General features: G+C 58.5%; 12 protein-coding genes and 1 tRNA gene. 10 read left to right on the forward strand and 3 right to left on the reverse strand.

What is annotated here, in order from left to right; all coding sequences use genetic code 11:
• The first annotated feature begins 205 nt into the window (after positions 1-205).
• A tRNA-Ser gene (locus tag ACNAZS_RS19525) sits at positions 206-296 on the forward strand.
• 152 nt (positions 297-448) lie between these two features.
• Here ACNAZS_RS19525 and ACNAZS_RS19530 read toward each other — a convergent pair.
• Positions 449-1,366, reverse strand: a complete 918-nt coding sequence (locus tag ACNAZS_RS19530) for a LysR family transcriptional regulator (RefSeq protein ID WP_415792166.1) — start codon at positions 1,364-1,366, stop codon at positions 449-451.
• Positions 1,367-1,547: 181 nt separating this feature from the next.
• Between ACNAZS_RS19530 and ACNAZS_RS19535 the strand changes: the two genes are divergently transcribed.
• The 7 genes from ACNAZS_RS19535 to ACNAZS_RS19565 all read left to right on the forward strand — a co-directional run bounded on the left by ACNAZS_RS19535 (position 1,548) and on the right by ACNAZS_RS19565 (position 8,857).
• Positions 1,548-2,687, forward strand: a complete 1,140-nt coding sequence (locus ACNAZS_RS19535) for an iron-containing alcohol dehydrogenase (RefSeq protein ID WP_415792167.1) — start codon at positions 1,548-1,550, stop codon at positions 2,685-2,687.
• A gap of 78 nt (positions 2,688-2,765) precedes the next feature.
• Positions 2,766-3,557 carry an SDR family oxidoreductase gene (locus ACNAZS_RS19540; protein WP_415792168.1) on the forward strand — a complete coding sequence of 264 codons (792 nt, stop codon included), beginning with the start codon at positions 2,766-2,768 and terminating at the stop codon, positions 3,555-3,557.
• 69 nt (positions 3,558-3,626) lie between these two features.
• The gene (locus tag ACNAZS_RS19545; RefSeq protein ID WP_415792169.1) at positions 3,627-4,964 is read left to right on the forward strand and encodes an MFS transporter; all 1,338 of its coding nucleotides are present in this window, start codon (positions 3,627-3,629) and stop codon (positions 4,962-4,964) included.
• Between the two features lie 30 nt (positions 4,965-4,994).
• Entirely contained in the window at positions 4,995-6,002 is a 1,008-nt protein-coding gene (locus tag ACNAZS_RS19550; protein WP_415792170.1) for a 2-hydroxyacid dehydrogenase, read from the forward strand.
• Entirely contained in the window at positions 5,999-7,807 is a 1,809-nt protein-coding gene (locus ACNAZS_RS19555; RefSeq protein ID WP_415792171.1) for an IlvD/Edd family dehydratase, read from the forward strand. Before ACNAZS_RS19550 ends, ACNAZS_RS19555 begins: the two co-directional genes overlap by 4 nt.
• A 318-nt stretch (positions 7,808-8,125) precedes the next feature.
• On the forward strand, positions 8,126-8,326 hold the full coding sequence (locus ACNAZS_RS19560; protein WP_415792172.1) for a hypothetical protein: 201 nt from the start codon (positions 8,126-8,128) through the stop codon (positions 8,324-8,326).
• A 63-nt stretch (positions 8,327-8,389) separates the two neighbouring features.
• The gene (locus tag ACNAZS_RS19565; protein ID WP_415792173.1) at positions 8,390-8,857 is read left to right on the forward strand and encodes a hypothetical protein; all 468 of its coding nucleotides are present in this window, start codon (positions 8,390-8,392) and stop codon (positions 8,855-8,857) included.
• 72 nt (positions 8,858-8,929) lie between these two features.
• Here the strand turns inward: ACNAZS_RS19565 and ACNAZS_RS19570 are convergent, their stop codons facing one another.
• A complete protein-coding gene (locus tag ACNAZS_RS19570) occupies positions 8,930-9,607 on the reverse strand; it encodes a hypothetical protein (RefSeq protein WP_415792174.1) in 678 nt (225 codons plus the stop codon).
• A gap of 171 nt (positions 9,608-9,778) precedes the next feature.
• Positions 9,779-10,501: a hypothetical protein gene (locus ACNAZS_RS19575; RefSeq protein WP_415792175.1), complete on the reverse strand. Its 723-nt coding sequence runs from the start codon at positions 10,499-10,501 to the stop codon at positions 9,779-9,781.
• Positions 10,502-10,927: 426 nt separating this feature from the next.
• Here ACNAZS_RS19575 and ACNAZS_RS19580 point away from each other — a divergent pair, with 426 nt between their 5' ends.
• Positions 10,928-11,134, forward strand: a complete 207-nt coding sequence (locus ACNAZS_RS19580) for a hypothetical protein (RefSeq protein WP_415792176.1) — start codon at positions 10,928-10,930, stop codon at positions 11,132-11,134.
• 211 nt (positions 11,135-11,345) lie between these two features.
• The gene (locus ACNAZS_RS19585) at positions 11,346-12,617 is read left to right on the forward strand and encodes a putative Na+/H+ antiporter (RefSeq protein ID WP_415792177.1); all 1,272 of its coding nucleotides are present in this window, start codon (positions 11,346-11,348) and stop codon (positions 12,615-12,617) included.
• Positions 12,618-12,630: the final 13 nt, after the last annotated feature.

Here is a 12,630-nt window from a genome sequence, read left to right on the forward strand (position 1 = left end):
CGTTCGGCGCTGATAGGCAAACCTGTTTCCGCTATTGCGGCCGCCCGGCGGCGGATCCGTCGCCAAATCTGCACCGATCCAGCCCCGGCTCATGCGCAAGAAGGTCGCCATAACCAGCGCCCGTCATCCAATTCTGCTAGAATCGCTGATTCGCATTTGCACGATGCCGGTATGGCCCGGTTTTGCTGCATCAGCATCCAGATCAGGACAGGTGGCCGAGCGGTTGAAGGCGCACGCCTGGAAAGCGTGTATACGTGATAAACGTATCGGGGGTTCGAATCCCCCTCTGTCCGCCATTACTCTCATATAGTCCGAGACACGATAAAAACCTCGTAGAAACAAAGCTCTACGGGGTTTTTTGTTGTCGGGCTCTACCCCATTTTCGGGGGATGAACACTGGCTCGGATACGTCACGTAGTCCCGCTGTCGGCCTCGTTCGCGCCCCGCTTCATTTTTTAATCCCATGGTCGCGGCTCAGCGCTTCGATTAGCAGTTTTGCTCCGTGTGAGAGCGGCGCGCCTTTTCGCGTAACGAGTTCGTAGGGTTCACTGCGGGAGGCTAGATCCAGCGAAAGAATGCAGGTCATCTCGTGACGGGCAAAAAACTGCGCGACGTCGATGGACACGAGCGCGACGAATGACGGATTACTTCGCAGAATCGCGAGGGTGGCGAACACGGAGGTCGTTTCGAGCAGATGTCTCGGAAAGCGGATTTCGGCGTCCCGGAACTCGCGCTCGAGAAGCAGGCGCATCGGCATGTTTGCGCGATACACCACCCAACGATATTCCGCGAGATCATGTAGCGTGAGCCGCTTCTCCCCCCTGAGTGGATGCTGCACGTTGGCAACCACCGCGAGTGTTTCGTCCTGCAGCTTGAGCGAATCGTAAATTTGTGGCGTTTGGCTGATTGTCGTACGACAGATCGCGAGATCGAGCCGACCCACATCGATCAGGCTCAGCAGGGCTGCGCTTGTGTCTTCCACGATCTCGACCGACAGATCCGGGTTGAGCGCTGTGATCGCATCGGTAAGGAGCGGCACCGCGCCCATGATGACGCCAACCGACACGCGCCCACCCTGGATCCCCACCATTTCCTCGCGCATCTGCGAAAGCTCTGTGTAGATCACGCGCGCATAACGGATCGCGCAATGCCCGGCCTCATTGGGTTCGAGCCCGCGATTGGTGCGCTTGAATAGCGGCGTGTCGAAGGTGGTTTCGATTTCCTGCAATGCCTTGCTGGCGCCCGGCTGCGTAAGCGCGACCTGCTGCGCGGCTTTAAGCAGTGATCCGTGGTCGCCGAGCGCGATCAAAAGCCGCAATTGCTTCAAGTGCAATCGGGAAACGATGGAATTGAGCGGTGGAATCATGGGTTGAAGAAAAGTTATACCCGTATCAGATCTTCTCAATTACTGCGCAGCAACCTTTTTCCTATACTGGATCCACGCAGGCTTTTTAGGCGTCACAGCGCAACATGAGTCCAGACGGTCGGCATCTTACGCCACAGCACTGCTTTCATTGATTCATTCATTATAACTAAAGCTTATTGCCATGCCTCTCATCAACTACATCACGCAGATTCAGTTCGACTTTGGTGCCGTCCGTTTGCTCAAGAGTGAATGCGAACGCGTGGGCATACTCCGACCATTGATTGTCACCGATAAGGGGGTGCGCGCTGCAGGCATTATCGATACCGTGCTCGAGGCGCTTGCGGGCGCCGTGCCGGCAACGATCTATGACGGCACGCCGCCGAATCCGAACGAGGCCGCCGTGCGCGAAGCCGTAGCGGTTTATGGGGCCGGCGCGTGCGACGGCATCATCGCCGTAGGCGGCGGGTCCTCCATTGACCTGGCCAAGGGCGTGGCCGTTTGCGCAACGCACGATGGTCCGCTGCAGCGCTTCGCTGTGATCGAAGGAGGCGTGGCAAACATCACCGTGAAAACCGCGCCGGTCATCGCAGTGCCGACGACGGCCGGGACCGGTAGCGAAGTGGGCCGCGGCGCAATCCTGATTCTTGACGATGGCCGCAAAGTCGGCGTCATCTCGCCCTTCGTAGTGCCTCGTGTTGCGATCTGCGATCCCGAACTGACATTAGGCTTGCCGAGCTCATTGACGGCGGCAACGGGCATGGATGCCGTCGCACACTGCATCGAAACGTTCCTTGCTCCCGCTTTTAACCCGCCTGCAGACGGCATCGCGCTCGACGGATTGTGGCGCGCGTGGCGCCATATCGAGCGCGCGACGCGCGAGCCCAGTGACCGCGTCGCGCGCATGAACATGATGAGCGCGTCGATGCAGGGCGCACTCGCATTCCAGAAGGGCCTCGGTTGTGTGCACAGCCTGAGCCATTCGCTCGGCGGCATCAATCCGCGACTTCATCACGGCACGCTAAACGCGATCTTTCTGCCGGCTGTGCTCGCTTTTAATCAGGAAGCACCTTCCGTGCGCAACGAGAACAAGCTTGACCGCATCGCAATGGCAATGGGTATGAGCAATGGCAATGAGGTGGCTTCGTCGGTGCGCACTATGACACAGCGGCTCGGCTTGCCCACCGGGCTCGCACAGCTGGGCGTCACGCCCGCGATGTTTCCGGACATCATCACGGGCGCGCTCAAGGACCATAGCCACAAGACCAATCCGCGCGAGGCGTCCGAGGCGGATTACCGCGCCATGCTTGAAGCGTCGCTTTGAGGCGCGCGGGTGGAGCATGGCCGGGACGCGCAGCGCGGGCTTGCCGTCGCGCGCCTGCCAACAAGAGGAGGGTATGACATGGAGCAAGGAACAACAACCGAAGGTACGAAGGCTAGCCGGGTAGCAATCGTGACCGGGGCGAGCACCGGAATTGGCCGAGCCACTACACGTGCGTTGCTCGATGATGGCTGGTGCGTTGCACTGGCCAGCCGACGCGTGGATGCGCTCAATGAAGTGGTGCATGCATATTGTGAAGCGAGGGGCGATCGGGCCCGCGCGATCGCGGTACCCACTGACGTGTCCGATCCGGCGTCGGTGCAGCAACTGTTTGACGTGACTCGGGAGGCGTTCGGGCGCCTTGACCTGCTCTTTAATAATGCTGGCCTTGGCGTGGAAGGGGTGTCGGTAGAGGCATTGTCCATCGATCGGTGGAAGCAATTGATGGACGTCAACGTGACGGGGACGCTGCTTTGCACGCAGGCCGCGTTCCGACAGATGCGCGCACAGAGCCCTAGAGGCGGGCGCATCATCAATAACGGCTCGCTCTCCGCACACGTTCCACGGTTGCATTCTGCCGATTACACCGCAAGCAAACACGCGGTCAGTGGCTTGACTAAGGCTTGCGCGTTGGACGGACGCCAATACGGCATAGCGGTTTGCCAGATCGATTTCGGCAACGCGCAGACTGACATGACGGCGAAGATGGGGGCAGGCACGCTTCAGGCGAATGGCGAACTTGCGCTTGAGCCGGTCATGGACGTGTCGCACGCGGCGCGTTCAGTCGCCTACATGGCGAGCCTGCCGCTGGAAGCGAACGTCCAGTTCATGACCGTCATGGCGACCGCGATGCCTTTTATAGGACGTGGTTAGCGCGAGCAGGTGTAGCCGTTAGACGTGGGTTGTTTTAAGCAGCACTACAAAACAAATTGGAGACACAAAATGCAAGCGCAAGCATCATTGGTGGCAAGCGAACAGCCTGCCGATCTGCTCGACGAGGCCAGAATTCTTAACAAGGTTAGTTGGCGTATTGTTCCTTTAATCCTCGCCTGTTTCGTCGTCGCTTACTTGGACCGGGTAAATGTCAGCTTCGCCAAACTGCAGATGCAGTCGGATATCGGCCTGAGCGACGCCGCCTATGGTCTCGGCGCCAGTGCTTTTTTTATCGGCTACCTACTATTCGAAATTCCGAGTAATGCCATTTTGGTGAAGGTGGGTCCGCGCCTCTGGATCGCACGGATCATGATTACGTGGGGCCTCGTCTCGGCTGGGATGATGTTCGTGCGCTCGGAAAATATGTTCTACTTTTTGCGTTTCCTGCTCGGTGTACTGGAAGCGGGTTTCGTGCCGGGTGTGCTCTATTACTTCACACGGTGGTTTCCGGCCGAGCGCCGTGGACGGATCAATAATCTATTTTTCGGCAGCATCGCGCTGTGCGGCATTATCGCAGGGCCGGTTTCAGGCGGGATTCTCAAGTTCTTCGACGGCGCGCACGGCTTGCCAGGATGGCAGTGGCTGTTTCTGCTGGAAGGCGTGCCGTCGATCTTGCTGGGCGTGGTCGTGCTGCTGGTGCTCGACGATCACGTCAAGGATGCGAAATGGCTCACGCAAGACGAGAAGCGGCGCCTGAGCGAGATCCTTGCGCGCGACTCCCAAGTGGGCAATACACATTCGTTCGCTGCGGCGCTGAAGCTGCCAATCACGTATCTGTTCTCGCTCATTTATTTCGGACTGTGCATGGGCATCTACGGCTTTCTGTTCTGGATGCCGCAATTGATCAAGACAGCCGGCACCACCGATCCGTTCATGATCGGCCTGCTTACGTCACTGCCGTACATCGTGGCGTTGATTGGCACGATTTTGCTGGGCAGGACGTCGGACCGTACCGGTGAGCGCCGCTGGCACCTGACGGGTTGCGCATTGGCGGCGGCAATCGGCTATGTGCTCAGCGCGGCGTACGGAAATAACACGGTAATTCTCGTCATTGGCATGATGATCGCGGCGACCGGCGTGATCGCATCGTTTGGCATTTTCTGGATTTTCCCCGCGCGCGTATTGACGGGGGCGGCGGCCGCTGCGGGTGTGGCGCTCATTAACTCGATCGGGCAGATCGGCGGGCTCATCGCACCGTATATGGTGGGCAAGGTCAAGGAGGTGACCGGCAGCGCATCAATGGGTCTCTACACGATCGCACTGACCTGCGCAGTAACGGCTTTACTCATCGCCTATGCGATACCGCGAAACATTCGCTTCCGCGATGTCGGCGCGCAGCGACGATAAATACCCACGTCTTCTACTGATTACGACCTTATGAGCAAGCAACCCTTGATTCTTGTTCGGCCATATACGCCGACCGATATGGCGATTCTCGAACAAACATATGACGTTCACCGTTTGTGGGAGGCACCCGACAAGGTAAGCTTCCTTCGGACATTTGGGTCAGGTGTGCGCGTGCTGGCGACTGACGGTGAGTACGGCGCCGACGCAGCGACGATGGATTTGCTCCCGGACCTCGAGCTCATCGCGAGCTTTGGTGTAGGACTCGACGCAATCGACCTCGCGCACGCACGGCACCGAAATATCCGCGTGACCCACACGCCAGATGTGCTAACAGAGGATGTCGCAGACATGGCGTTCGGCTTGCTGCTCGCGTGCGCTCGCCGTATTCCGCAGTGTGATAGCTACGTGAGGCAGGGGCGCTGGCCCGAGGGAGGCCCGGGCCTGACAACACGCGTATGGGGCAAGCGTGTCGGCATATTGGGACTCGGCCGCGTGGGGCGCGCGGTGGCCACGCGTGCAGAAGCATTCAAGCTTGAAGTCGCATACCACGATCGATGCCGCTTCGACGATGTGCACTATCGGTATTTCGACGACGTGGTCGCGTTAGCTGCTGAAGTCGACTTCTTCGTGATCTGCGCGTCCGCTGATACTGACACGCGCGGCCTGATCGGCAAACCTGTGCTCGACGCATTGGGACACGATGGAATGTTAGTGAATGTTGGCCGGGGTGCGATCGTTGACGAACCTGTCTTGCTAACGTACTTGCGCGAGCGCCTGATCGCTGGAGCCGCGCTTGACGTCTTTCACAATGAGCCCGATATCGCACAGGAGTTCAGCGAACTCGACAATGTCATTCTGCAGCCCCATCAAGCGAGTGCAACGAGGGAAACGCGCGCCGCCATGGGGGCTCTCGTGCGCGACAATCTGAGCGCTTACTTCGCTGGTCGGCCGTTGCTGACGGAATTTCCTGGGCCAACCATTGGGCGTCGCGCCCCAACTCGCGCGACTGAGACTCCATTAGGAACATGTGCGCAATGACGACAGAAAAGCACCCCTCGGTGGCAACGGGGGATCGCCCCCGCCTGCGCAGCCGCCGCTGGTTTGACGATCCCTCCGACCCGGGCATGACCGCTCTGTATATCGAGCGATACATGAACTTCGGTATCACGCGCAACGAACTGCAGTCGGGCAAACCAATCATTGGCATCGCGCAAACCGGTTCGGACCTTGCGCCGTGCAATAGGCATCACCTCGACCTGGCCAAGCGCGTCAGGGACGGCATCCGCGATGCAGGTGGAATTCCTCTCGAATTTCCGGTTCATCCGATCCAGGAAACCGGTAAGCGCCCGACGGCCGCGATCGACCGCAACCTCGCGTATCTTGGCCTCGTGGAGATTCTGCACGGCTATCCCATCGACGGCGTGGTGCTCACTACCGGCTGCGACAAGACCACGCCGGCCTGTCTGATGGCGGCGGCCACCGTGAATATTCCATCGATCGTTCTTTCGGGTGGACCGATGCTCGATGGTTGGTACCAGGGGCGCCTGGCGGGCTCTGGCACTGTCGTGTGGGATGCGCGCAAGCGGTTCGCCACGGGCGAAATCGACTATGACGCTTTTATGAACATGGTGGCGTCGTCTGCCCCGTCGGCGGGGCACTGCAATACGATGGGCACCGCGCTTTCGATGAACTCGCTCTCCGAGGTCCTTGGCATGTCACTGCCCGGGTGCGCCGCGATTCCCGCGCCTTATCGCGAGCGTGGCTGGATGGCGTATCGCACCGGGGAACGGATCGTCGAGATGGTCGCCGAGAATCTGCGGCCGTCCGACATCATGACCCAGACCGCGTTCGAGAATGCGGTCGTCGCCGCAGCGGCACTCGGCGCATCGTCGAACTGTCCGATTCATGTGGTCGCAATCGCAAGGCACATGGGTGTCAACCACACGCTCGACGATTGGCAGCGCCTTGGGCCGGAGATTCCGCTACTCGTCGACTGTCAGCCGGCCGGCCGGTTTCTTGGCGAGGCGTTTCACCGTGCGGGAGGTGTAGCGGCGGTCATGAAGGAACTGATGTTAGCTGGACGTCTTCATACGGAGGTCAGGACGGTCACGGGGCGTACACTCGCCGAAGACTTGGCAGCTGTCCAAGAACCAGACCGTACGGTCATTCGCGCCTTCGACAATCCGTTGAAGGAGGCGGCAGGTTACGTCGTCATGTCGGGCAACTTTTTCGACAGCGCCGTGATGAAGATTAGCGTTATCGATTCCACTTTCCGCAAACAGTTTCTGTCCGACCCAGACAATCCAGATGTGTTCGAGGGTAGGGCTGTCGTATTCGAGGGGCCAGAGGATTATCATGCGCACATCGATGATCCGGAATTTAGCATCGACGAGCGCTCCATTCTTATCATCCGTAACTGCGGGCCCGTCGGTTATCCGGGCGGCGCGGAAGTCGTCAATATGCAGCCGCCCGCCGAATTACTTAAGCGCGGAGTCAAGACGTTACCGACCATAGGCGATGGCAGACAGAGCGGCACTTCGGCGAGTCCATCGATCCTAAACGTGTCGCCGGAGGCGGCTGTCGGCGGTGGCATTGCGTTGCTCAAAACGGGCGACAAGATTCGCATTGATCTGAAATCGCGCAAGGTGGACGTGATATTGCCGGAGGATGAGTTCGCCCGCAGGCGCGATGCGTGGGTCGCCCCCACGTTGCAGCACCAGACTCCGTGGGAGGAGATTTACCGCAGCCTCGTGGGGCAGCACGGCAGCGGCGCATGCCTGGAGCCAGCCACGCTTTATGTGAACATCTTGGAGACACGGGGTGAGTCGCGTCATAATCATTGACTTGAGAGTACGCTGATGTGTCGCTTTGATACGCACAACCTCATGCGCACAGTACTCGCACACAGGCCGCGTGGCGGGCTTGGCCCAGACGTGAATGTCTCGGCGCCGCTCGACGCGCTGAACTACTAAATCTCTGATCCCTAAGATAGAATCGATTGGGGACATCGGCATTGCCTCCATTAAACGTGTTCTTCGCAAAAACAAGTCTAATGAATGTCGGTGTCCCCCGTTTATGAGGTAGAGCCATTTTGCAGCGTAGGACACAGACGGAGGCCATTCTTGGCGCTATGATGCGGTTGTTCTAACAGGAAGACGAAAATGGCCAAGAAAAATACCCCGGACCCTGAAGTCGAAGCCTTGATCCAGTGGTGCACCGAGGTCGAGGGTTTTCTAGTGGCCGCCGGTGCCACGTTGCGCCAGGCACAGGATCATATCGAAGAACAGGCCGAATGGTTTACCGACCTGTTCTATGATGGGTTAACGCCGGAAGAGGCCGCACGGCAGGCGTTGAACGAGTGAGCCGGCCCGGTGCCACGTCAGTACGGGCGCCGGGCGTTCGACGCATTCGCACAGCAGTCGATCATGAGTGACAGCTTTTTTGACGATTCGGACTTCTTTTTCCTTTGCCGAGGGATTGGCGAAAGACTTGAGGCATTCGTTACCCGATTTACGCTACGCCCGAATTCGCACTCGGAAGTTTTGACGCCTTTGACCGAGCGACATGTTCCGCAGAATGGGCAACCTGGCTGGCTTTGGCATCTCGACGCTGTCGAGCACGCTGGCGTCGATCTGTATCTTCTCGACCCATCCGATCGGCATTTTATGATCTGCCTGCGACCCGATACGCATGTCGTTTTCGGCCTTCCCTACAATCTTCTGAGCGAGGAGGATATGTCGGCCCTCCTGCGGCAATTCGATGCCATCTGCGGATGGGGTTGGTCGAACGAACCACCACCCCAGCTCCTAGCCGACATCAAAGAGCGCGCGCGAAATCCTTCACCGATTTATCGAAGATATTGTCACGGCAGTATGATGCAGGCGGGTGACTAATCAGGTCGCGAAATCTGGGCGCACGTGAAGGCAAAGCATCCTGATGAGATGACGAAAGGGTTCACGCATCTGCTAAGGTAGGATCGGTGTTTCCGACGGCTGGCATTCGGGCATCGATGGTGGCGGATTCAGGCCGACGAAAGCCCGGTCCCCGAATGACCAGTATTGCGCGCCAAGTTCTGTCTCATCGAGCACGCGCAGCATCACCGGTCGCTCAACTGTCAGCTTCATCAGCGGACGCTGATCAGTCAGCGAACGGCCTTCTGCCCCCGTTCCCAGACATTTCGCCACGCCTGGCCTGTCATACCAGCTATTCATGTTGGCAAGAATTTCCTGCTCAAAGTGCATGGAATCGACCGTGGCCCAAAGCGTCGAAACCAGCAGACCCACAGTGATGCCCTGCCACAGGCCCCGAAGCCTGAACAGCGCTAGCGCTCCCCACAAGACTAACAAAACCAGGAGGCCAAAATGCCAGATCAACGGATGCCCGCTACCGGCCAGCAACAGACTGCCCGTGCTGATGATGAAGCTGCCAATAGGCAACATGGCAACAGCGGCAAGAGCGCTATCGATGCCGTCACGAAAACGTCCGGGAGGTGCTCGAAAACCTCCGTCGCCGATAAGTACCGCGCCAATTCCCGCCCGTAGCATCAGCCCCGCAAAACCGCCTAGAAGCCCCCAGATGGTAAAGACCGAGACCCAGCCACCGCCAACACTATCGATCAACCCCTCGCCAAAGTCGTTTTGCATTCTACTGAGATACCAGCAGGCCACGAAGCAGCATCCTGTCAACCAGATACGTATCCCCCAACGAGGGGGCAGGATCAGGCAAGCAAGTCCGGCCAGGGCAGCAAGGGAGAGCAAAAAATCAGGCACGCAGCGCCCTCGTTTCGGCAGATATATGCATTGTTCTTGTTGTGCTCACAGCGACAACGCGGCATGGCAGGCAGGGGGCAACCGAAGATCTTTTGCGTCCTTTCCTTCAGCAAAGGCCTGCCCGAGTTCTCGTTGTATGTCACCTCGGTTTTCAGATTTTCTGTCAATTTGGCAATCAATATCTTGGGGTAATTGTGCAAGAACGATCGTCAGCTCAGATGGCGTGATTGACAATGACTCGATCTCGCGGCCCTCGGACGTGAGTCTCAGCACATAGGATCGCGTGTTGTATTTGCTGAGGCCGGACGTGACAAGCGCGCCATCGATGCTGGCAAAGTGCAAGGACCGACTGGAGAGCCAGGACACGACATCGAGCCGATCGGGATGAACGCGATAATGCGGTCGCAACGACCATGCGTAGATCACCACGCAGAAGAATATGAGGCTGCCAAGAAAGATTCTGGCCCCTCGCGCGGTCGGACTGGAATCCAACAAGACGATGAGAGCAAGGCACCCGCCTAAACCCACCACGCTAAGCAAAGTGCACATTGCCACGCCCGAGGCAACTGAATTTTCAACGACGACCCCAGAGCTACCTGTGCGAATCAGCCACAATAGCAGCCGATGAAACCCGTAGCCACCCACTAGCAGGGCAGCGCCACTAAATAAAACAACAAAGGGAACAGCATTTACCAGCCTGAACGTACCTGCCTGGCGAAGTTTTTCCCGGAGCGCTTGCACTTCGTGGGATTTCAAACGATCAGGCATGCTGCACCATCGGTTTAGCAGCGGTCATGTCAAAATTTCCATCTTCGTCGTCGCACTCCGATCAGGAAGAACTTCGCCCGCTCAGTCAGGCAAAAGATGCGGACAATTCTATGATGATAGCAAGCGCGTTGCGTCAGAAGCTCATCTCGATGCCCCCAGGTACATGCCCTGCTGAATTTGGCCATCTTGCGCAGCTGCGTACGATCAATCGTCTCTAGGGCATCCAGATAACGTTGAATGCTCTGCTCGATTTGCTGCTGACGTTTCTCGATCTTGCCTGGAATGAAGTCCGGTGACGCAAAGGCCAAACTTACAAGCCCGGCAATTGCTACCGATCAATCGGGCGCTCCTCCCAGCCCAAAGACGCGCCCGGACGCTGGCACGCTACGTGCTGCTGACACTACACCTACTTAACAGGAGGTTCTTATGAAACTAAGCATGTTTGCCCTGCCCGTCGTCGCTGCCAGCCTGATTTTGGGAGGTTGTGGTGGCCACCGCAACCACGACAGCGGCTCTACCTATGATCCCCCACAGACGCAAAGCACGACCCCTGCGCCGCCCCCTGCCAGCATGCCTGACGGCAATAGCAACACGCCAAGCCCCGAGTATCCCGCCTCAGGCGGTAGCCGGTGACCCTGCGTACACCGAAGCCGCCCGCCTTGGGCGGGCGNCGGGAACATGGCGGACCAAGATGCCCTCGTTAGCGCTCGCCCCTAAGTACGCATTTTCGGCGCCCGACGCGGTTCGATAGTTTGGTACAATTTTTAGTTGGGTGTCAGGCAGCCTTTTTTCTTGCCTGGCAGGTTATGCGCTGGTCGGGCCGCCACGCGGAGCAATCGCGACTATGCACCCCAGCTTCGGCTCTGCCATCGAAGTAGCCGCCGCCACGATCTTTGCGTTGGCCCTCATCCACACATTCGCCGCCAAGCAGTTTGAGCGAATGTCGCATCGATTCCCCCGCCACGCGGGCCTGTTCCACCTGCTCGGCGAGGTGGAGATCGTCTTTGGCTTCTGGGCCTCCATACTGCTTGTCGTCATGGCCATTGGGGCGGGCGGCAAGGAAGCGCTCGCCTATGCGGAGTCACGCAACTACACCGAACCGTTATTTGTGTTTGTCGTGATGGTGGTTGCCGCGTCCAGGCCAGTGCTCCAAACAGTCATGACGACGGTGAGTCTCATCGCGCGGGTCGTCCCTCTGCCCACAGCGACCGCCACTGCATGGTTAGGTCTCGCTGCGGTTCCGCTTTTGGGATCTCTGATCACGGAGCCAGCGGCCATGACGATTGCGGCATTGATGCTGGCACCACAGATATTCAGGCCCGACGTACCCGTTATTCCAAAGTATCTGGCGTTGGGTGTGCTGTTCGTCAATATATCGATCGGCGGGACATTGACCGCCTATGCCGCGCCGCCCGTGTTGATGGTGGCCACGACATGGCAGTGGGACTCCGCTTTCATGCTGGCCACCTTCGGCTGGAAGGCCGCATTGGCCGTCGTCGTAAACGCAACAATTGCGACGTTTATGCTGCGCAAGCATTTGAACGCCTCATCCACCGATGACTCGCCCGCATCGAATAACACCCCTGTTTCGGTCACGGTCGTCGCCGTGCATCTCGCGGTGCTGGCGGGCGTTGTGATACTTGCCCACCACCCGGTAGCATTCATCGGCCTTTTCTTGTTGTTCCTGGGATTTACGCAGGCTTATGAACGCCATCAAGATCCGTTGATCATTAAAGAAGCGCTATTGGTGGGGTTCTTTCTTGCCGGTCTTGTCGTTCTGGGCGGAATGCAGGCCTGGTGGCTACAACCGATTGTTTCCAGCCTGGAGCCTATTGCCTTGTTCTTCGGGGCGCTGGGGCTGACGGCGATCACGGATAACGCTGCGTTGACCTATCTCGGCTCGTTGATCGACGGAATATCCGACGAGTCAAAGTACATGTTGGTTGCCGGTGCTGTGGCCGGCGGCGGGTTGACCGTCATCGCCAATGCGCCCAATCCGGCAGGCGTGGCGTTGCTCAAGCGTGGTTTTTCCGACGAGACCATCAGCATTGGCGGCTTGCTGCTGGGCGCACTGGCGCCAACGACGATCGCGGCGGCCGCCCTGTTATTTTTGTGATTTTGCCCTGCCG

Source organism: Bordetella tumulicola, assembly GCF_965138755.1.
In the GTDB taxonomy this organism is placed as follows: Bacteria; Pseudomonadota; Gammaproteobacteria; order Burkholderiales; family Burkholderiaceae_B; genus Bordetella_A; species Bordetella_A tumulicola.